The organism is Frigoribacterium sp. 2-23 (assembly GCF_049601585.1).
Classification (GTDB): Bacteria; Actinomycetota; Actinomycetes; order Actinomycetales; family Microbacteriaceae; genus Frigoribacterium.
Genome location: NZ_CP187126.1, coordinates 476,565 through 496,537, shown reverse-complemented (window position 1 = coordinate 496,537; position 19,973 = coordinate 476,565). Strand labels below are relative to the sequence as shown.

At 69.8% G+C, this 19,973-nt stretch carries 18 protein-coding genes; 5 read left to right on the top strand and 13 right to left on the bottom strand.

Annotated features, from left to right (window positions below):
- From ACPEEZ_RS02405 to guaB, 4 genes are all read right to left on the bottom strand, one after another.
- A complete protein-coding gene (locus ACPEEZ_RS02405) occupies nt 1-531 on the bottom strand; it encodes a cation:proton antiporter regulatory subunit (protein ID WP_423922259.1) in 531 nt (176 codons plus the stop codon).
- Between the two features lie 119 nt (nt 532-650).
- Complete coding sequence (locus ACPEEZ_RS02400) at nt 651-2,486, bottom strand: glycerol-3-phosphate dehydrogenase/oxidase (protein ID WP_423922257.1); 1,836 nt, start codon at nt 2,484-2,486, stop codon at nt 651-653.
- Between the two features lie 60 nt (nt 2,487-2,546).
- Nucleotides 2,547-3,668, bottom strand: coding sequence for a GuaB3 family IMP dehydrogenase-related protein (locus ACPEEZ_RS02395; protein WP_423922254.1), 1,122 nt, complete (start codon nt 3,666-3,668; stop codon nt 2,547-2,549).
- 475 nt (nt 3,669-4,143) lie between these two features.
- Nucleotides 4,144-5,646 (bottom strand): IMP dehydrogenase, encoded by a 1,503-nt coding sequence (gene guaB / locus ACPEEZ_RS02390; protein ID WP_423922252.1) that lies wholly within the window; start codon nt 5,644-5,646, stop codon nt 4,144-4,146.
- A gap of 271 nt (nt 5,647-5,917) precedes the next feature.
- Between guaB and ACPEEZ_RS02385 the strand changes: the two genes are divergently transcribed.
- The 4 genes from ACPEEZ_RS02385 to ACPEEZ_RS02370 all read left to right on the top strand — a co-directional run bounded on the left by ACPEEZ_RS02385 (nt 5,918) and on the right by ACPEEZ_RS02370 (nt 10,119).
- Nucleotides 5,918-7,276: a branched-chain amino acid ABC transporter permease gene (locus ACPEEZ_RS02385; RefSeq protein WP_423922249.1), complete on the top strand. Its 1,359-nt coding sequence runs from the start codon at nt 5,918-5,920 to the stop codon at nt 7,274-7,276.
- An 11-nt stretch (nt 7,277-7,287) separates the two neighbouring features.
- Entirely contained in the window at nt 7,288-8,274 is a 987-nt protein-coding gene (locus tag ACPEEZ_RS02380) for a branched-chain amino acid ABC transporter permease (protein ID WP_423922246.1), read from the top strand.
- A 67-nt stretch (nt 8,275-8,341) separates the two neighbouring features.
- Nucleotides 8,342-9,322 (top strand): ABC transporter ATP-binding protein, encoded by a 981-nt coding sequence (locus tag ACPEEZ_RS02375; RefSeq protein WP_423924330.1) that lies wholly within the window; start codon nt 8,342-8,344, stop codon nt 9,320-9,322.
- Between the two features lie 68 nt (nt 9,323-9,390).
- Nucleotides 9,391-10,119, top strand: a complete 729-nt coding sequence (locus ACPEEZ_RS02370) for an ABC transporter ATP-binding protein (protein WP_423924328.1) — start codon at nt 9,391-9,393, stop codon at nt 10,117-10,119.
- A 149-nt stretch (nt 10,120-10,268) separates the two neighbouring features.
- Here the strand turns inward: ACPEEZ_RS02370 and ACPEEZ_RS02365 are convergent, their stop codons facing one another.
- From ACPEEZ_RS02365 to groES, 4 genes are all read right to left on the bottom strand, one after another.
- Nucleotides 10,269-11,420 (bottom strand): hypothetical protein, encoded by a 1,152-nt coding sequence (locus tag ACPEEZ_RS02365; RefSeq protein ID WP_423922243.1) that lies wholly within the window; start codon nt 11,418-11,420, stop codon nt 10,269-10,271.
- Nucleotides 11,421-11,566: 146 nt separating this feature from the next.
- Entirely contained in the window at nt 11,567-12,901 is a 1,335-nt protein-coding gene (locus tag ACPEEZ_RS02360) for an ABC transporter substrate-binding protein (protein WP_423922241.1), read from the bottom strand.
- Nucleotides 12,902-13,081: 180 nt separating this feature from the next.
- On the bottom strand, nt 13,082-14,044 hold the full coding sequence (gene rarD / locus ACPEEZ_RS02355; protein ID WP_423922238.1) for an EamA family transporter RarD: 963 nt from the start codon (nt 14,042-14,044) through the stop codon (nt 13,082-13,084).
- Nucleotides 14,045-14,128: 84 nt separating this feature from the next.
- On the bottom strand, nt 14,129-14,425 hold the full coding sequence (gene groES, locus ACPEEZ_RS02350) for a co-chaperone GroES (protein ID WP_345375463.1): 297 nt from the start codon (nt 14,423-14,425) through the stop codon (nt 14,129-14,131).
- Nucleotides 14,426-14,569: 144 nt separating this feature from the next.
- Between groES and ACPEEZ_RS02345 the strand changes: the two genes are divergently transcribed.
- Complete coding sequence (locus tag ACPEEZ_RS02345; RefSeq protein ID WP_423922235.1) at nt 14,570-15,757, top strand: THUMP-like domain-containing protein; 1,188 nt, start codon at nt 14,570-14,572, stop codon at nt 15,755-15,757.
- A 19-nt stretch (nt 15,758-15,776) separates the two neighbouring features.
- On the opposite strand, the gene ACPEEZ_RS02340 is transcribed toward ACPEEZ_RS02345, so the two are convergent.
- From ACPEEZ_RS02340 to tsaB, 5 genes are all read right to left on the bottom strand, one after another.
- Nucleotides 15,777-16,895 (bottom strand): hypothetical protein, encoded by a 1,119-nt coding sequence (locus ACPEEZ_RS02340; protein WP_423922233.1) that lies wholly within the window; start codon nt 16,893-16,895, stop codon nt 15,777-15,779.
- Nucleotides 16,896-17,038: 143 nt separating this feature from the next.
- The gene (locus ACPEEZ_RS02335; RefSeq protein ID WP_423922230.1) at nt 17,039-17,557 is read right to left on the bottom strand and encodes a DUF4190 domain-containing protein; all 519 of its coding nucleotides are present in this window, start codon (nt 17,555-17,557) and stop codon (nt 17,039-17,041) included.
- Between the two features lie 78 nt (nt 17,558-17,635).
- A complete protein-coding gene (gene tsaD / locus ACPEEZ_RS02330) occupies nt 17,636-18,724 on the bottom strand; it encodes a tRNA (adenosine(37)-N6)-threonylcarbamoyltransferase complex transferase subunit TsaD (RefSeq protein ID WP_423922227.1) in 1,089 nt (362 codons plus the stop codon).
- On the bottom strand, nt 18,721-19,236 hold the full coding sequence (rimI, locus tag ACPEEZ_RS02325) for a ribosomal protein S18-alanine N-acetyltransferase (protein WP_423922224.1): 516 nt from the start codon (nt 19,234-19,236) through the stop codon (nt 18,721-18,723). Before rimI ends, tsaD begins: the two co-directional genes overlap by 4 nt.
- Nucleotides 19,233-19,907 (bottom strand): tRNA (adenosine(37)-N6)-threonylcarbamoyltransferase complex dimerization subunit type 1 TsaB, encoded by a 675-nt coding sequence (gene tsaB, locus ACPEEZ_RS02320; RefSeq protein ID WP_423922220.1) that lies wholly within the window; start codon nt 19,905-19,907, stop codon nt 19,233-19,235. The genes rimI and tsaB overlap by 4 nt, the downstream gene beginning before the upstream one ends.
- Nucleotides 19,908-19,973 lie beyond the last annotated feature (66 nt).

Genomic DNA, 19,973 nt, shown 5'->3' with positions numbered 1-19,973 from the left:
CTAGCTTCCGGGTGGCGCGTCGACCGCGGCGCGGTGCTTCAGCACCCCCGTGCGATAGAAGGCGAAGGCCTTGGCGACCTTCTCGGGCGACCCGGCCACGACGAGCGTGTCCCCGGGGAAGACCTTGAAGTCGCCGGACGGCGCCGGGTTGGCGGCATCGCCTCGGACGACGGCGACCACGGTGAGACCCACGACGCCGAGCGCGCCCAGATCGCCGAGCGGCTGCCCGGCGATGTGGTCGTCGTAGTCGACGGTGAACCAGTCGATGCTGAGCCCCGGCACCTGCTCGAGCGCGGAGAGCGACTCGGTGATGCGGGTACCGCCGAGCAGCTCGGCGAGCGTATGGGCTTCGTCCTCGCTCAGCCGCAGAGACACCTTGGTGACGTCGTCGCCGTCGGCCTCGTCGCTGAACGTGATGAGGTCGCTGTGCCCCGAACGGTGCGTGATGACACCGCACTTGCCGCCGTCGGCGGTGATGAAGGTGTGCAGCACACCGACGCCGGGGAGTTTGACTCGACGCACGTCAACCATGGTTCAACTCCAGTGATCGGGGGCAGTCGTCTCAGCTTAGCGGCGGGGTTGTCGCCGCCTGCCGGACTGCACCCGTCGCTGTACAACGCCGAGGTGAGGAGGAGTGTTCCCGACGCCGGCTACGACTTCTTCGGCTTGTCGCCCGGTGCCCCGGCGGGCTCCTCGACCTTCTCTCCCGGCTTGGGCGCGCCTCCTTGGTCCGCCTCGATCTTGATGTCGTCCTCGTCGAAGCCGAACGTGATGTCGGGCGCCTCGAGGCGTACGCGGTCGGCCGCGGCGTCGTCGGGCTCGAGCTGGCTGGCCCGTTCGGCGGCGACCCGGGTCAGGTAGTTGCTGACCTCCTTCTCGGTCTCCTCCGACGTCCAGCCGAGCACGCTCGCCATGAGCTTGGCGGCGACGGGGGCCGCGGACTCGCCCCGGTCCCAGGCCTCGATCGAGATGCGGGTGCGGCGGGCGAGCACGTCCTCGAGGTGCAGAGCCCCCTCGTGGCTGGCGGCGTAGACGACCTCGGCACCGATGTAGTCGTCGGCTCCCGGCAGGGGCTCGGCTAGTGTCGAGTCGCTCCGGATCAGGTCGAGGATCTCGTCGGTGAGCGTGCCGTAGCGGTTCAGCAGGTGCTCGATGCGCACCTTGTGCACGCCGAACGCGCGGGCGATCTTGCCGCGCTTGTTCCAGGCGGCGTAGTAACCCTCGGCACCGAGCAGCGGGATCTCGGCCGTGGTGCTGGCCGGGATGCGACCGTCGAGCGCGGCGACCGCCTCGTCGACGGCGTCCTCGGCCATGACGCGGTACGTCGTCCACTTGCCGCCGGCCACGACGACGAGACCGGGCACCGTGTGCGCCACGATGTGCTCGCGCGACAGCTTCGACGTCTGGTCGGACTCGCCGGCCAGCAGCGGACGGAGCCCGGCGTAGACGCCCTCGACGTCATCCCGGGTCAGCGGCACGGCCATGACCTTGTTGACGTGCTCGAGGATGTAGTCGATGTCGGCGGCGGTCGCGGCCGGGTGCGCCTTGTCGAGGTTCCAGTCGGTGTCGGTCGTTCCGATCAGCCAGTGCCGACCCCACGGGATGACGAACAGCACGCTCTTCTCGGTGCGGAAGATCATGCCCATCGACGAGTGGATGCGATCGCGCGGCACGACCAGGTGGACGCCCTTCGAGGCACGCACCTTGAACTGACCCCGCTCGCCGACCATGGCCTGGGTGTCGTCCGTCCAGACACCGGTCGCGTTGACGACCTGCTTGGCGCGGATCTCGAAGTGCTCGCCGGTCTGGTAGTCGTGCGCCTTGACGCCGACGACGCGCTCGCCCACCTTGACGAAGCCCTCGACCCGGACCCGGCTCGCGACGTGCGCGCCGTAGCTCGAGGCGGTCCGCACGAGGGACGAGACGTATCGGGCGTCGTCGACCTGGGCGTCGTAGTACGTGAGACCGCCGACGACCGCGTCCTTCGCGAGGCTCGGGATCGCGCGCATCACCTGCGTCTTGGACAGGTGACGGTGGTGCGGCACACCGGGAGGCCGGCCACCCGACCAGCTGAAGATGTCGTAGAGCGCCATGCCGGCACCGATGTAGAACCGCTCGTAGACCGGCTTGCTCAGTGGGTAGAGGAACCGCACCGGCTTGACGAGGTGCGGCGCGAGTCGCTGCAGCAGCAGACCGCGCTCGATCAGCGCCTCGCGGACGAGCCTGAAGTTCAGCTGCTCGAGATAGCGGATGCCGCCGTGCACGAGCTTCGATGACCGACTGGACGTGCCTGACGCCCAGTCACGCGCCTCCACCATGCCGACGCTGAGGCCTCGCGTGACGGCGTCGAGCGCCGACCCGGCCCCGACGATGCCCCCGCCGATCACGAGGATGTCGAGTTCTTTGGTCTTCAACGCCTCGATGGCCGCCGCGCGTTCGTCGGGGCCGATCTTGGACGAAATCGATGCGGACGCGGTGCGAGCCATTCGAGCCTCCATCAGGTGTGGTCGGGGCGGACGACCTCGTCCGCTCGACACCACCTAACGCTACTGAGGCTGGTAGGGGGCCACAACGACCTCGACGCGCTGGAACTCCTTGAGGTCGCTGTAGCCGGTCGTCGCCATCGACCGACGCAGCGCACCGATCAGGTTGGACTGACCGTCGACCGTCGCGGCCGGGCCGAACAGGATGTTCTCGAGCGAGCCGATGGTGCCGACACGCATGCGGCGACCGCGGGGCAACTCGGGGTGGTGCGCCTCGGCGCCCCAGTGGTAGCCACCGCCGGGCACGTCGTCGGCGCGGGCGAGTGCCGCGCCGAGCATGACCGCGTCGGCGCCACAGGCGACCGCCTTGACGATGTCACCGGACGTGCCGAGACCGCCGTCGGCGATCACGTGCACGTAGCGCCCGCCCGACTCGTCGAGGTAGTCGCGGCGAGCGCCCGCGACGTCGGCCACGGCCGTCGCCATCGGGGCGTGGATACCCAAGGAGGCGCGGGTCGTCGACGCCGCGCCGCCCCCGAACCCGACGAGCACACCCGCCGCACCCGTGCGCATCAGGTGCAGGGCAGCGGTGTACGTGCTCGCGCCACCGACGATCACGGGGACGTCGAGCTCGTAGATGAACTTCTTCAGGTTGAGCGGCTCGGTGTTCTTCGAGACGTGCTCGGCGCTGACGGTCGTGCCGCGGATGACGAACAGGTCGACACCGGCGTCGACCACCGTCTGATACAGGTCTTGCGTGCGCTGGGGGCTGAGGGCACCCGCGACGGGGACACCCGACGCACGGATCTCGGCGAGCCGCGCGCTGATCAGCTCGGGCTTGATCGGCTCGGCATAGATCTGCTGCATGCGGGCGATCGAGTCGGCCTCGGGCAGGTCGCGGATCTCGGCGAGGACCGCCTCGGGGTCTTCGTAGCGCGTCCAGACACCCTCGAGGTCGAGGACGCCGAGCCCGCCGAGCTGGCCGATGCGGATCGCGGTGGCCGGGCTGACGACCGAGTCCATCGGGGCGGCGATGATCGGAACGTCGAACTGGAACGCGTCGATCGACCAGCCCACGGAGACGTCGTGCGGGTCGCGCGTCCGTCGGCTCGGGACGATCGCGATGTCGTCGAACGCGTAGGCGCGGCGGGCGCGCTTGGAAACGCCGATCTCTACCTCAGTCACCGTGCCACCCTACCGGAGGGCACGTCACCGCCCCCGGCTGCGACGCGAAACGCTCGGGGTGGGACGGTACGGCCGCGGGCCCGCCCCTGCATCGTCCCGAGTCGAGTGCGACGCGACTCCTCCCCCGCGGCGTCACCAGCGCCTGCATCCCCAGCGGACGCCGGAGGCGCGGTGCGGGACGCCGCCACCCGTCACGCTGGCCGCATGCACAGCTATCTGACTCCGGGTCTCATCCTCTCCCGAGATCTGACGTCCACCGGTCGCGATGACCGCGAGCTCGCGCGTGCGTGCGTGCGCCGGCGGTGGACTCGCCCGCGTCCGGCCCGGCGCCTATCTCCCCACCGAGCCGGCGCGCCTGGTCGCGGCGCTGCGGCGGGCCGGGGTCGCGCGCGCGTGACACGTGAAAAGGGACGAGACGCCGCCGGGACCGGCGGTGTCTCGTCCCTTTTCGCGTGCAAAACGGCCGGGCCGGCGCCTAACGGCGGTAGTTCGGGGCCTCGACGACCATCTGCAGGTCGTGCGGGTGGCTCTCCTTGAGGCCGGCCGCCGTGATGCGGACGAACTTGCCCTTCGACTTGAGCTCGTCGACCGTGCGGCCGCCCACGTAGAACATCGACTGCCGAAGGCCGCCGGTGAGCTGGTAGACGACATTGCCGAGCGCGCCGCGGTAGGGCACCTGGCCCTCGACACCCTCGGGGATGAGCTTGTCATCGCTGGGCACGTCGGCCTGGAAGTAGCGGTCCTTCGAGTAGGACGTGTTCTTGCCTCGCGTCTGCATCGCGCCGAGCGAGCCCATGCCGCGGTAGTTCTTGAACTGCTTGCCGCCCACGAAGACCAGATCGCCGGGGCTCTCGTCGCAGCCGGCCAGCAGCGAGCCGAGCATGACCGTGTCCGCGCCGGCGACGAGCGCCTTGGCGATGTCGCCCGAGTACTGCAGTCCGCCGTCGGCGATGACCGGCACGCCGGCCTCGCGCGCGGCGAGCGATGCCTCGTAGACGGCCGTCACCTGGGGCACGCCCACACCCGACACCACGCGCGTGGTGCAGATGGAGCCCGGCCCGACCCCGACCTTGATGGCGTCGGCCCCGGCCTCGATGAGGGCCTCGGCACCGCTCCGGGTCGCGATGTTGCCGCCGATCACGTCGATCGCGGCGAACGAGGGGTCGGCCTTGATACGGCGGATCATCTCGAGCTCGCCGGCGCTCTCGCCGTTGGCGGTGTCGACGACGAGCACGTCGACATCGGCGTCGCGCAGGGCGCAGGCGCGCTGCCAGGCGTCGCCGAAGAATCCGATGGCGGCACCGACGCGCAGGCGGCCCTCGTCGTCCTTCGTGGCGTCGGGGTACTTCTCGCTCTTGTCGAAGTCCTTGACCGTGATGAGACCGCGCAGCTTGCCCTCGGCGTCGACGAGCGGCAGTTTCTCGATCTTGTGCTCGGCGAAGATGGCGACGGCCGAGTCGGGGTCGACCCCGACGGGGGCGGTGATCAGCGGGGCCTTGGTCATCACGTCGCGCACCGAGGTGGTGGCCATCTCGAACGGCGACACGAAGCGCATGTCGCGGTTCGTGACGATGCCGACGAGGGTGCCGTCGCTCTCGACGACGGGCAGACCCGAGACACGGAACTGACCGCACAGGGCGTCGACCTCGGCGACCGTCGCGTCGGGGGTCGTCGTCACGGGGTTCGTGATCATGCCGGACTCGCTGCGCTTGACCTTGTCGACGTGCGCGGCCTGGTCGGCGATCGAGAGGTTGCGGTGGATGATGCCGATGCCGCCCTGGCGCGCCATCGCGATCGCCATGCGCGACTCGGTCACCGTGTCCATCGCGGCCGACAGGAGCGGGATCGCGACCCGGATGCGTTTCGTCAGACGCGACGACGTGTCCGCCTCGCTGGGGATGACGTCCGTCCGCCCCGGCAGGAGCATGACGTCGTCATACGTGAGTCCGATGAATCCGAACGGATCCGGCTGGTCCATGAGTCCCCTTATGAGCAAGAGATTGTCGGGCGGTGAGACCGGATCGCCGTCGAGTACCGGTTCTCGATCTTAACCCGATCGGCCGCGAGATATTCCTGACGCGAGCGTTCCGATATTCGGTTTGCCCCTGACATAGGGCATGATGGCCCGACTCGCCTCTGTGCCTTGTCTGAAACACGGCGGACACACGGCGAAAGTAACGTCAACGACGACGGGGAGCCAGTGTCTCCGAGAGTCCTCTCTCGACTGGTCCGTCCCTCCAGGAGGTTTCGTGAGACTCTCGACGACCATCGGGTCGCGGCCACGGCTGCGACAGACCCTGATCGTGACCGCCTCAGCACTGCTGCTCGGCCTTCTGGCAGCGTTCTTCGGCGTCGCGACATCGCCCGGTGCCGCTCATGCGGCCGCGGCCGCGTGTGTGACGGACCCGGCGACAGGCTGCATCCAGGGCACGATCCGCGACGCCGACGGAAACGGCGCGAAGGACATCGACGTGACGGCGACCGGCACGGGCGGCTTCACCGCCACGTCGACGACCGACTCGACCGGGCGCTGGAGCATCCCCGTGACCGCCGCGGGCGCGTACACGGTGAAGGTCGACATCAAGTCGCTGCCCAGCGGGCAGTTCCTGGTGAACGCCGACAACCCCGAGCGCACCGTCAACGCGACCCTCGGCGCCAACTCGAGCGCCCTGTTCGCTCTGACGACCGAGCAGGGGGCGACGACGACCGACGCCACCGCCTCCGGCTTCGACTGGCAGCGTTTCGCCCAGCAGTTCGCATCCGGTATCCGCCTCGGGCTGCTGCTCGCGCTGGCCGCCATCGGCCTGTCGCTGATCTACGGCACGACGGGACTCAGCAGCTTCTCGCACGGCGAGCAGGTCACCCTCGGCGGGCTCCTGGCCTACTCGTTCACGTCGATCGGGGTGCCGCTCATCCTGGCGGCCGTCCTCAGCACGGTGATCTGCGCGGCGACCGGGTTCTTCCAGGACATGCTGATCTGGAAGCCGCTGCGAAAGAAGCGGATCAGCCTGACCCAGCTGATGATCGTCACGATCGGCCTCTCGATCGCGCTGCAGTACACCTTCCAGTACTTCTACGGCGCCGGCACCGTCCGCATCGACCGCGACAATCCGCAGACGGTGACGTTCGCGGGCATCACCCTCACCGTGCAGTCGTACGTCGCCATGGGCATCTCGGTCGTCGTGCTGATCGGAGCGGGGCTGTTCCTGCTCAAGACGCGCACCGGCCGCGCCACCCGCGCCGTCTCCGACAACCCGGCACTCGCCGCGGCGTCGGGCATCGACGTCGACCGCATCATCCGCCTCGTCTGGACACTCGCCGCCGGTCTCGCCGGTCTCTCGGGCGTCATGCTCGGCCTCGTGCTGAACGGCGTCAACTGGATGACGGGTCTGCAGATCCTGCTGCTCATCTTCGCGGCCGTCACCCTCGGCGGCCTCGGCACCGCCTTCGGAGCCCTGGTGGGCTCCATGATCATCGGAATCATCGTGGAGCTCACGAACCTGTGGCTGCCCGGTGACTTCAAGTACGCGACCGCCCTGCTCATCCTGATCCTGATCCTGATCTTCAGGCCACAAGGCATCTTCGGACGACGCGAGCGAGTGGGCTAAGGAGAAAAGCAATGGACTACGTCATCGGCCTGCTGCGCACCCTCTCCGGAGAAGCGCTCGCCCCGACGACCGCGGCGTTCGCGATCGCGGCCATCGGCCTCAACATCCACTTCGGCTTCACCGGCCTGATCAACATGGGCCAGGCGGCGTTCCTGCTGCTCGGCGCCTACGGTTTCGCCATCTCCATCACGAACGGGCTGCCCATCGGCGTCGCGATCCTCGTCGCGCTGCTGTGCGCCCTGGTCTTCGCGCTCATCCTCGGTGTCCCGACACTGAAGCTCCGAGGCGACTACCTCGCGATCGTGACGATCTGTGCGGCGGAGATCATCCGCATGGTCGGCAGATCGAGTGTGCTCACCAGCGTCACGGGCGGCTCGAACGGCATCACGGGTGCCTCGTTCCGCAACGCGTTCACGGACCTGTCACCGCTGCCCGACGGCCAGACGACCATCTTGTGGTTCACCTATGACAACAACGGGGTGAGCGGCTGGTGGATCCGCATCGTGGGGTGGGGCATCGTGGCCCTCCTGTGCCTCCTCGTGTTCGCCCTGAACCGCAGCCCGTGGGGCCGCCTGCTGAAGGGAATCCGCGAGGACGAGGACGCCGTTCGCAGCCTCGGCAAGAACGTCTACTCGCTCAAGATGCAGGCGCTCGTGCTCGGCGCGCTGATCGGTGCGCTGGCCGGCATCATCTACGTGCTGCCGTCGTCCGTGCAGCCGGACGCCCTGGGCCGCTCGACGACGTTCTTCATCTGGACGGCTCTGCTGCTGGGTGGCGCCGCGACGGTCTTCGGACCTGTGCTCGGGGCGATCCTGTTCTTCGTCATGCGGCTGTTGATCCGCACCCTCGCCGGCGAGTTCATCCCGTCGAGCATCATGAACGGCCAGCAGGCCGAGCAGTTCTCGTACGTGCTCGTCGGCGTCGCCCTGATGCTGCTGATCATCTTCAGGCCCCAGGGCATCCTCGGAAACAAGAAGGAGTTGTCGTTCAGTGTCTGAGCCCATTCACACGACCGAGCCCGCCGCGGCCCCCGCGCGTCCCGACGGATACGACTACGACCGCACCGTGCTGCGCCAGAAGCTGGCCAGCGTCGACGAGGCGCCCGGGTCGTCCAAGCCCGACCCGATCCTCACCGTCGACAACGTGGTGCGCCGGTTCGGCGGTATGACGGCCGTCGACGTGAACCACGTGGAGGTGCAGCGCGGCGCGATCACAGCGCTGATCGGCCCGAACGGGGCCGGGAAGACGACCTTCTTCAACCTGCTGACCGGCTTCGACAAGGCGTCGAGTGCACCGACCGCGTTCAAGCGCGGCGCGGGCACCGCCCGCTGGCTGTTCAACGGCAAGGCGATGGGCAACGTCGGCGCCGCGAAGGTGGCCCGCAGCGGCATGGTGCGCACCTTCCAGCTCACCAAGGCCCTCTCTCGTCTCACGGTCATGCAGAACATGCTGCTCGGCGCGAAGGACCAGCCGGGTGAGAACTTCTTCGTCGCGATCGTCAAGCCGCTCTGGAAGAAGCGCGAGGAGGAGATCGAGGCGAAGGCCGAGGACCTGCTCAAGCGCTTCAAGCTGTACGAGAAGAAGGACGACTACGCCGGCAGCCTGTCGGGCGGCCAGCGGAAGCTGCTCGAGATGGCCCGCGCGCTGATGAGCGACCCGGCCATGATCATGCTCGACGAGCCGATGGCCGGCGTGAACCCGGCGCTGACGCAGTCGCTGCTCGGTCACATCCAGTCGCTGCGCGACGAGGGCACGACCGTGCTGTTCGTCGAGCACGACATGCACATGGTGCGGCACATCTCGGACTGGGTCATCGTCATGGCCGAGGGACGCATCGTCGCCGAGGGTCCGGCGGACACGGTCATGGACAACCAGGCCGTCGTCGACGCCTACCTCGGCGCCCACCACGACACCGACCTCGGAGACGACTCGCTGCTGAGCGACGAGACGCTGGAACAGCTCGAGGACGAGGTCGCGGCGGAGGACGCCGCACGCGAGCACGAGGCCGCGCTCGACCAGGACGACACGAAGAAGGGCTCCGCATGAGCATCGCAGACACCCCCGCGGCCACGCCGCACCCGGGCACCGAGAGGTTCGCCGGCACGGAGCCGATCATGCGCGCCTCCGATCTGGTGGCCGGCTACCTGCCCGGCGTGAACATCCTCAACGGCTGCGACCTGGTCTGCTACCCGGGCGAGCTGATCGGCATCATCGGCCCGAACGGCGCCGGCAAGTCGACGCTGCTCAAGGCGCTCTTCGGCCTCGTCAAGATCCACTCGGGCGAGGTGACGCTCGGCGGTGAGGACATCACGAACCTCAAGGCGAACAAGCTGGTGCAGGCCGGCGTGGGCTTCGTTCCGCAGACGAACAACGTCTTCCCGTCGCTGACCATCGAGGAGAACCTCCAGATGGGCATGTTCCTGCGGCCGAAGAAGTTCGCCGAGCGCCTCGACGTGATCTTCGATCTCTTCCCGGTGCTGGCCGATCGTCGCGGTCAGCGCGCCGGCTCGCTGTCCGGTGGCGAGCGCCAGTCGGTCGCCATGGCCCGCGCGCTGATGATGGACCCCAAGGTGCTGCTGCTCGACGAGCCGTCGGCCGGCCTGTCGCCGGTGCGTCAGGACGAGACGTTCATCCGTACCCGCCGCATCAACAAGGCCGGTGTCTCGGTGATCATGGTCGAGCAGAACGCCCGCCGCTGCCTGCAGATCTGCGACCGCGGTTACGTGCTGGACCAGGGCCGCAACGCCTACTCCGGCACGGGTCGCGAGCTGGCCGACGACCCCAAGGTCATCGAGCTCTACCTCGGCACGCTCGCGAAGGACGTCGACGACGAGAAGCACTGACCGATCGCCGCACCGACGACGGCCCCGTGACGCTTCGGCGACACGGGGCCGTCGTCTGCGCCACCGATCGAGGAGGCGCGGTGCCGGAACGCGAGGAGGCGCGGTGCCGCGAGGCGAGGACGCGCAGCGCCCGGGGGCACCGGGCCTCGTCAGCGCCCGTCGACGATGGACATGAAGCCGGCGAACGCGAAGATCCCCGGCACGGCGTACAAGAACGTCAGCGCCGTGAACCACCCGATCGCGCCCACGATCGTCCAGGGGCCCGTACGACGGTCGCGGATGTCGAGACGGCGACCGTCGGGCCCGATGCGGGGCGGTGGCGGTTGCCACGGTACGAACGGGTTCTCGAGCTCGGCGCGGATCTTCGCGATGACCCGCGGCTCCTCCTGCCCGGGCACGCGCGCGTCGAGGTAGCGCTCGGCTTTCGCCGCGACGCGCGGTGCGACGTGGGTCAGCATCGCGTCGACCGACAGCCACGGCTCGGCGCGCCCGAAGTCGGCGGGCTTCCGCCGGAAGAACACGAGCGCGTCGCCCACGATCTCGACGTTGAAGTCGGCCGCGGTGTCGATCAGCGCCGCCATCACGTCGGGTGTGAGCACGTACAGCGCCTCGACCTGGTACCCGCCCGGCGCGTAGACGCGGTACGAGCGGTCGAAATCGCCCTCGAGGCTCAGCTGCTGCCCCCGGGCCACCCCGGCCGGCAGATCGCTGCGGACGCCGTCGTTGGACGTCGCGTCGAAGATCAGGTGCGGCAGCGGCGCGGGCAGCGCGACGGCGAGATAGGTCCAGTCGGTCCCCCGACGCGACCGGGGCGCGCGATACGTCAGGTTGCCGAACTCGAAGCCCGGTCCGACGTAGCGCGGATACGACCGGACGCCCTGCCGCGTCGGTGTGATGAGCGAGATGAACGTCGCCGATGTGGCCGGCTGCGGCTCGACGCCGTTCGCGAGCGCCGTGAGCGTCTGACGCCACTCGGCCAGACGCGCTCGGGGCGACGGCGGCCGGGTCGACCACCGGTACAGGAGGTAGGTGCCACCGAGCCACACGACGAAGAGGGCGCTGCACACGGCGAGTGCGCGGGCATCCGACGGCTGGACGACCCCGTCGTGCACCCCGTCGACGCTGACGCCGACCGTGAACAGGACGATGCAGACGAACCAGAGCAGGAGGCAGTTGTTGACGTGGAAGAGCACCTGACGCTTCGTGGGCACCCACCGGGGGCGCGAGTCGCGGCGCACGGTCGCCATCGCGGCCGCGACGTCGGTCTCGGGCGCCGTCAGCCAGCGCAGGTCAGCCGTCATGTCGTCCCCCTACGGCAGCATCGGTCGGCGACGGACCTGACCCGTGCCTCCTTCGATCCTAGGACGCGCCGTGGGGACGGGGACGGCCGGAGGCCCGGTGGGACGAATCCCACCGGGCCTCCGGTTCGGTACTGCGGTGCAGCCGGTTACTTCACGTCACCCTGGATGGCGCTCTGGAACACGGGCTTGTTGTTGTCGTCGTACTTGTAGATGCCGATGAAGGCGGACGACGGGTCGTTGTTCTTGTCGAACGGGCCGATGCCCGACGGGCCGACGTAGTGGATGTCGCCACCCGACGCGAGGGCCGCCTTGCACTCCTTGAACGTCTTGCATTCGGTGCCGCCGTTGGCGCCCGACACCGCGGCCATGTTGGCCTGGATGGTGCCGGAGTCGGTGCCCTTGCCCTTCTCGGCCGCGAGAGCGGCGAGCGTGACGGCGTCGTAGGACTCCGCCGCGTACGAGTAGTCGCTCAGCGTGCCGCCCTCGTTGGCCTGGTAGTAGGCCGACAGGCGGGTCTTCAGCTCGTCACCGGGCTGGGCGCCGGGGATGGTGCCCTGACCGCCCTTGAGGGTGCCGGCCTGGAAGTCCTTGCTGTAGTCGGCCGTGTTGCCGTCGGACATGTAGGTCTTGCTCATGTCCCAGCCCTGGGCGACGAGCTCGGGAACGATCGACTTCGTCTCGTCGAACGAGAGGATGACGATGGCGTCGGGCTTCGCCGCGATGGCCGCCGAGACCTCGGACGAGAACGTGGTCTGACCGGGAGGGAACTCCTGGCCCTTGCCGGTGCCGCCGTAGACGACCTGGCCGCCGGAGGACTCGATGCCCTTCTCGACGGAGTCGCGGAGACCCGTGCCGTAGGAGTCGTTGAACACGAGGAAGGCGACCTTGGCGTTGCCGTCACCCGTGACGAGCTGGGCGAGAGCCGAGCCCTGCACCGAGTCCGGCGGAGCGGTGCGGAAGTAGTGCGACGAGTAACCGCTGAGCGCGCTGGCCGTGTTGGCCGGCGAGATCTCGACGATGCAGTTGCTGGTCAGCTGGTCGATGACGTTCAGCGTCACGCTGGACGACTCGGCGCCGATCGCGACCGGGACCTTCGCGTCGATCAGCTTCGTCGCCGCGGCGCTCGACACGGTCATGTCGTTGCTGTCACCCGAGTCGGTCGCCGTCGAGATGCTGACGGGCTTGTCGATGACGCCACCGGCCTCGTTGATGTCCGAGACCGCGAGACCGACACCGGCGACGGCGGGAGGGCCGAGGTAGGCGAGGGTTCCCGTCAGGGGGAGGATCGTGCCGATCGCGAGGGGATCGGTGCCCGGCGTGCTGGGTGCCGTACAACTCGCGGCGGGATCGGTCTTCTTCGTCGAAGACGCCGATGCCGACGAGCCGTCGGAAGGAGTGGAACCCGTGGAGCAGGCGGCCAGCAGCACGGTGGCTGCACCGGCGAGTGCCAAGGCTCGGAGGGCAGTGCTGGATCGGATCATCCGTGAAACCCTTTCTGGACTGCGGTGTTCTCTGCCCGTCCGATGGCGTCCGGGCTTACCGCGTTGTCTGAAACTAGGGCTCGATTGTTTCTGGCGTGTGTTCCCGATATCAAAGGGGCGTTTCGTTAGCGTTTTGTGACATTGAGTCAGGTCACCACGTGCCCGCGTCGTCACAATTCGTCATACGACGGGAGCCACGGAGGCACGGCGCGAGGCCCGCCCCGATCGCACCATGTCGACGGTGAGCACGATCAGCGCTACCCAGACGAGGGCGAAACCGGCCCAGCGCCCCGCCGTCATCTCTTCGTGCAACAGGACGACGCCGACGACGAACTGCAGGATGGGCGCGAGGTACTGCGTCAGCCCGAGCGTGGTCAGCGGCAGTCGCCGGGCGGCCGCGGCGAAGAGCAGCAACGGCACGGCCGTCACGATGCCCGAGCTGATGACGGTGAGCGTGTGCAGCACGCTCACCGTGCCGAAGACGAGGCCGCCACCGAGACCGGTCATCCCCATCACGACGAGGGCGACCACGGCGACGGGCGTGAGCCAGAGGGTCTCGAGGGTGAGCCCGCCGATGGCGTCGACGCGCCCGCCCACCTGCTTCTTGACGAGACCGTAGAAGCCGAACGAGAACGCCAGCACGAGGGACACCCACGGGAACGCCCCGGTGCCCACCCCGATGACGAGGACCGCCACGAGGCTGAGACCGACGGCGACCCACTGCATCACCCGCAGCCGCTCGCGCAGGACGACGACGCCGAGCAGCACCGTGACGATGGGATTGATGAAGTAGCCGAGCGCGGCCTCGACCACGTGGCCGGCGAGCGTGGCGACGATGAACGTCGTCCAGTTCACGATGATGAACGCCCCGGCGAGGCCCATCGTGAGCACGATGCGGGGCTGGCGCAGCAGCGCGCGGAACGCCGCGAGGCCACGCGTGGCGAGCAGCAGGATGACACAGAAGGCGAGCGAGAAGACGATGCGCCAGGCCACGATCTCGTACGGCCCGCTCGGCGACATCAGCAGGAAGAACACGGGCAGCACACCCCAGAGCCCGTAGGCCCCGACGGCGTATCCGAGCCCGGCACCGGGCCCGCGGGAGGATGCGACGGCAGGAGGCGCGGGTACGGGCGGCGTGGTCACGTCACGACTCTAGGGCGAGCGGCCGACACCGGAGACGACGAAGGCCCCCACCACACGGTGGGGGCCTTCGATCAGCGGGTCCGACTAGCGGACGACGACCGCCAGGACGTCGCGAGCCGAGAGCACGAGCAGGTCTTCGCCGCCGTACTTGACCTCGGTTCCGCCGTACTTGCTGTAGATGACCTTGTCGCCGACGGCGACGTCGAGCGGAACGCGGTTGCCGTTGTCGTCGATGCGACCGGGACCGACCGCGACGACCTCGCCCTCCTGGGGCTTCTCCTTCGCGGTGTCGGGGATCACGAGGCCGGACGCAGTGGTCTGCTCGGCTTCGACCTGACGAATGACGATGCGATCTTCGAGCGGCTTGATGGAGACCGACACGGTTGACCTCTTCTTTCTCGGAACTTCGAAAAACACGGGGGTTGGCACTTGCCACGTGCGAGTGCCAGAACAACTGTAGGCCGAGTCTGGCACTCGGTCAATCCGAGTGCCAGCGACCACCGCGAGGAGTGGAACACTGGTCGGATGGACACGCCCGAGCTGCTCGAACTCCTCTCGCCGACCGGGCTCGACCTGCTCGACTCGCTGCCGGCCTACGACTCCGGGGCCGACGTGCTGGCCCAGGTGGCCGCCCTGCGGAAGCAGGGGCACTCCCCCGCGCTGGTCGCGGCCGTGATGAGCCAGGCCAAGCTGCGCGGCAAGGCGCGCGCCAAGTTCGGCGAGTTCGCGAGTCGCATGCTCTTCACCGAGGCGGGTCTGGAGCAGGCCACCCGGCTCTCCGTCGCGTCGCGTCATGCCGGGCGGTACCGCGCCGCCGGGCTGACCCGGGTGGCCGACCTGGGCTGCGGCATCGGCGGCGACGCGCTGGCGTTCGCCGGTCTCGATCTCGAGGTGCTGGCGGTCGACCGCGACGAGGTCACGGCCGCCATCGCATCGTTCAACCTCGCGCCCTTCGCGTCCTCTCGCGTCGTCCAGGGCGACGCCGCCTCCGTCGACCTGTCCGGCGTCGAGGCCGTCTTCCTCGATCCGGCCCGCCGGACGACCGGGCACGGCGCCACCCGGCGCATCGCCGACCCGGCCGACTGGTCGCCCGGCCTCGACGTCGCGTTCGGCCTGGCCGACCGCCTGCCGACGGGGGTCAAGCTCGGCCCGGGGATCGACCGCGAACTGTTACCGGCCGACGCCGAGTGCCAGTGGGTCTCGGTCGACCGCGACGTCGTCGAGGTCGGCGTCTGGTTCGGGCCGCTCGCACGGGAGGGCGTGAGGAGGTCCGCTCTGGTGATCAGCGCCTCCTCGGTCCACGAGATGGTCGCCCCGGCCGACTCGGAGGACGTCGACGCCGGCGACCTCGGACGCTATCTGTACGAACCCGACGGAGCCGTCATCCGGGCACGACTGATCGGCGATCTGGCGCGCACGATCGACGCCCGCATGATCAGCCGCGACATCGCCTACCTGACGACCGACGAGCGGGTCGACACGCCGTTCGCGCAGGGGTTCGAGATCACGGCCGTCCTGCCCCTAAACGAGAAGACACTCAAGCGCGAGCTGAAGAGCCGCGGCATCGGGCGGCTCGAGATCAAGAAGCGGGGCGTCGACGTCGACCCGGCGGCCTTCCGTAAGCGGCTGTCGTTGCAGGGCGAGGGCACGGCCACGCTCGTGCTGACCCGGGTGGCGGGTCGACACACGGCTCTGCTCTGCGAACGCCTCTGAGCGCGGACGGGCGCCGCTGTCAGGTACCCGAATAGCCCGAGTCGAAACCGGAGTTCGTCCCCAGGCTGAGGAAGAAGATCACGCCGATCCAGATGATCACCGCGAGGGCGATGCCGGCGTAGCCCGTGATGAGGCCGGTCAACCAGAAGCCTCGCGCCTGCCGTTCCCGCTTCATGCCGAGGTGGCCGAGCACGACCGCCGCGATGGACCCGATCACACCGAAACCGAACGTGAACGGGCTGAAGACGAGTCCGGCGATGCCGACGATCATGGCGATGAGGCTGAGCGTCTGCGGCCGGGACGCGGGTGCTCCGTAGCCGTAGGGCGAGTAGGGCTGGCCCACGTACGGCTGCGGCTGTCCGTACGGTTGCTGGCCCTGCGGCTGCGGCTGACCGTACGGCTGCTGGCCATACGGCTGCTGGCCGTACGGCTGGTGCTGCGGCTGCGCGGAGGGCTGCTGGCCGTAGGGCTGCTGCTGCTGCGTCTGCGGCTGCTGTCCGTACGGCTGCGGGGGTGCGTTGTACTGCGGCTGCTGCCCCGGGCCGGGCACGGCGCCGAATGGAGCTCGCGGCGGCTGCCCCGGCTGACCCTGACCGGGCTGACCGGGCTGGCCTCCGAAAGGCTGCGCCGGGCGACCGTACGGTGCCGACGCCGGAGCAGGTCCGCCGTAGGGCGACGATGCGGGCGCGGGCGTGCCGTACGGAGCCGAGGCGGGGGCCTGGTACGAGCCGTTGCCCGCGGAGGGCGCACCGGGGTTCTGGTAACCCCCCGGCGCTTGGAACGGACGATCGGGTGCGGCGGGAGGCGCGGTGTACGGCGCCGAGGCCGGCCCGGCACCCGTCGGCTGGGGAGCGCCGGGGGCGACGAACGGGTTCTGTGGGACACCGCTCTGCGGGCCGGACGAGGCCGGACCTGCACCGGGCTGAGCGGCCGCGGCATGCGGCGCGGGAGGCTGCGACGGAGCGCCGGGGAAGGCCGACGGCGGCAGAGGGGGCGACGCGGCGGGGGCGGCCGAATCGGACGTGCCTCCCGGGTAGACCGGAGGGGGCGGCGTCGCGCCCGGGGCGGTCTCGGCAGGCCGGTCGGCCGAGCCCGGTGCCGAGGCGGGCTGGTCGGGCGTGGGGTCGTCGGTCGCCATGGGATGCCTTTCGCCGGTGTGACGCCTGGCCGGGGTGGGCCGAGAACGCGGACGGGGCCGGAGCGCCGTGCTCCGACCCCGCTCATGCTAGCGATCGCCGCCGGGTGGACGCCGCGAATCGCAGACGACCGCGGCGGTCGTGATCAGTACGAGTAGGTCGAGTCGTACGAGGCGGCCAACGTCGTGAAGAAGATGACGAGGAAGATCGTCGCGATGATGCTCAGCGCGATGGCGACGTACCCGAGGATCGTTCCCCAGAGAGCCATCGTGCGGCCCTCCTCGCCCGTCTTCTTGATCTGGCTCAGCGAGATGTGGCCGACGACGATCGCACCGATGCTGGTGAAGCCGGTCACGAAACCGGCGATACCGAGGATGAGCGCGACCAGAGCGAGGGTGTTGCGACGCGGCACCTGGCCGTAACCGGCGGCACCGTAGCCCGGGCCGCTCGGCGCGACCGGCTGACCGTAGCCGGCCTGCTGACCGTAGGGCTGCTGCCCGTAGGGCTGCTGCGCGGAGCCGGGCTGCTGGCCGTAGGGCTGCTGCGCGGAGCCGGGCTGCTGGCCGTAGCCGGGCTGGCCGTACGGCTGCGACGGCTGCGGCGCACTCGGCGGCTGGGTGCCGCGCGGCTCGTCCTCGGGGCGGTGGGGAGGCTGGTCGGTCATGGATGCTCCTGTTCGGCGTCGTGCGGCTCGGCGCCGCAGGTCACCCGTCGATCAGGCGGACGGAGACGTCACGGCTCGTCAGACAGCTTGCACCACGGTGACGGGAAGCGTCGAGTCGGCCCCGAAGTCGAGGGGCGACGGGGCGTGACCCCGCGCCACGAGCTGAGCCCCGAGCGCGGCGATCATGGCGCCGTTGTCGGTGCAGAGCGACAGCGGAGGCACTCTCAGTGTCACCCCGGCCGCGGCACAGCGCTCCTCGGCGAGCTGGCGGATGCGCGCGTTCGCGACGACGCCGCCCCCGAGCAGTAGGCGGGGCACGCCACGATCGGCGCAGGCGGCGAGCGCCTTCGTCAGCAGCACGTCGGCGACGGCCTCGCGGAAGCTCGCGGCCACGTCGGCGACGGGCACCTCGACGCCATCGGCGCGGCGTTGTTCGACCCAGCGGGCCACGGCCGTCTTCAACCCCGAGAACGAGAAGTCGTAGCGGTGCTTCGCCATGTCCTTCGGCAGGGTGAGCCCGCGCGGGAACCGGATGGCGCGCGGGTCCCCTTCGGCGGCGGCACGATCGATCTGCGGCCCGCCGGGGTAGGGCAGGCCGAGCAGGCGGGCGACCTTGTCGAAGGCCTCGCCCGCGGCATCGTCGATCGTCTCGCCCAACAACTCGACGTCGTCGATCAGGTCGCGGACGTGCAGCAGCGACGTGTGCCCGCCCGAGACGAGCAAGGCGATCGTCGGCAGCTCGATGTCGCTGCCGTCGTCGCGGAGTACGTCGGCACCGACGTGGCCGACGAGGTGGTTGACGGCGTAGAGGGGTTTGCCGGTCGAGAGCGCCAGCGCCTTGGCGGCACCGACCCCGACCATCAGCGCACCGGCCAGCCCCGGGCCGCTCGTGACGGCGATCGCGTCGACCTCGTCGAGCGTCACGCCGGCCTCGGCGAGCGCGGCCCGCAGTGTCGGCTCCATCGCCTCGAGGTGCGCCCGGGCCGCGATCTCGGGCACGACGCCGCCGTAACGCGCGTGCTCGTCCATCGACGAGGCGATCACGTTGGCCAACAGCCGGTTGCCGCGGACGATGCCGACGCCGGTCTCGTCGCAGCTCGTCTCGATGCCGAGTACGACGGGCCCGGCCGCGAGGGCCGACGGAGAATCGGTGGAGGCGGTGGTCACGAGGTCTCCTCGATGCGGTGCGGGAGGTCGACGGCCGGCTGCATCCGCGCCTCCGTCATGGTCAGGCGCATGACGTGCGCGTCGACGCCGTCGGGCATGTAGTAGCGGGGCCGTATCGCGATCCGCTCGAAGCCGAGGGAGTCGTAGAGCGCCTGCGCCGTCGGGTTGTCGGCCCGCACCTCCAGGAACACCTCGCGGGCTCGTCGGCGTCGCGCCTCGTTCAGCAGCTGGGTCATGAGCACGCGGCCGAGCCCGTGCCGCCGGGCCTCGGGAGCCACGGCGATGGTCTGGATGTCGGCGTCACCGCTGCCGTTCGCCGCCAGCATGCCGGCGTAACCGACGATGACGGTGTCATCGTCGTCTCGCGTCGCCACGAGGTACCAGCCGTCGCGCGAGTCGAGTTCGTGCGCCATCGAGCTCGCCGACCAGGCGTCGTTCTCGAAGACGGACGACTCGATCGCCATGATGCCGTCGAGGTCGTCGGGCCGGGCGCTGCGCAGCACAAAGCTCATCGACCCACCGGCTTGGGGCCGGCCGACGGTGTCACGTCGGGCTCGCGCAGATAGAGCGGCTGGTCGTCGGCGAACGACCGCCCGTGCTCGAACAGCCGCTCGGCGAGCATGCCGAGCGCGGCGGCCGAGACCTCGACCGTGTCGGGATCGGTGCGAGTCCAGGACGAGGAGGCGCCGGTCACCTCGTCGAGGTCGGCCGGCTTGGCGAGGGACGGGCCCTCGACCCGCACGGGCAGCCCGTCGTCGTCGAGACCGGACCACGTGCTCCAGGCGACCTCGCGCCGCCTCGCGTCGGTCACGACCACGAGCGGCTCGTCGACGGGCCCACCTGCCTCGGCGACCGACCGGCCGGCCGCAGCCGAGAGCCGGTCGAACGCCACCGCGTCATGGCTGCCGAGCGAGAGGGACGGGATGCCGGCGCCGAACGCGAACGCCCGCGCCGCCGCGATGCCGACCCGGAGACCCGTGTAGGGGCCCGGCCCGATACCCGCCACCACGGCGCTGAGCCGCGCGGGCGACACGTCGGCCGCCCGCAGCGCCTCGTCGATGAGGGTGCCGATGACCTCGGCGTGGCGCCGGGTGTCGGCGACGGAGCGCTCGGCCAGCACCCCGGCGTCTCGGTCGACGACGGCGACGGCCGTGCCCGCGGAGGTATCGATGGCCAGGATCACGGGTCAATCGTAGGCGGTCCCGCCGACACGACCCGTGCCTCCTCGGCTCTCACCGATCGGGCTCCC

Coding starts and splice junctions, on each gene's coding strand:
- ACPEEZ_RS02370 (WP_423924328.1), top strand. CDS start 9,391: ATGCGCGCCTCCGATCTGGTGGCCGGCTACCTGCCCGGCGTGAACATC.
- ACPEEZ_RS02360 (WP_423922241.1), bottom strand. CDS start 12,901: ATGATCCGATCCAGCACTGCCCTCCGAGCCTTGGCACTCGCCGGTGCA.
- rimI (WP_423922224.1), bottom strand. CDS start 19,236: ATGAGCTTTGTGCTGCGCAGCGCCCGGCCCGACGACCTCGACGGCATC.
- ACPEEZ_RS02400 (WP_423922257.1), bottom strand. CDS start 2,486: ATGGCTCGCACCGCGTCCGCATCGATTTCGTCCAAGATCGGCCCCGAC.
- ACPEEZ_RS02340 (WP_423922233.1), bottom strand. CDS start 16,895: ATGGCGACCGACGACCCCACGCCCGACCAGCCCGCCTCGGCACCGGGC.
- ACPEEZ_RS02335 (WP_423922230.1), bottom strand. CDS start 17,557: ATGACCGACCAGCCTCCCCACCGCCCCGAGGACGAGCCGCGCGGCACC.
- guaB (WP_423922252.1), bottom strand. CDS start 5,646: ATGGACCAGCCGGATCCGTTCGGATTCATCGGACTCACGTATGACGAC.
- ACPEEZ_RS02380 (WP_423922246.1), top strand. CDS start 7,288: ATGGACTACGTCATCGGCCTGCTGCGCACCCTCTCCGGAGAAGCGCTC.
- ACPEEZ_RS02345 (WP_423922235.1), top strand. CDS start 14,570: ATGGACACGCCCGAGCTGCTCGAACTCCTCTCGCCGACCGGGCTCGAC.
- ACPEEZ_RS02365 (WP_423922243.1), bottom strand. CDS start 11,420: ATGACGGCTGACCTGCGCTGGCTGACGGCGCCCGAGACCGACGTCGCG.
- ACPEEZ_RS02405 (WP_423922259.1), bottom strand. CDS start 531: ATGGTTGACGTGCGTCGAGTCAAACTCCCCGGCGTCGGTGTGCTGCAC.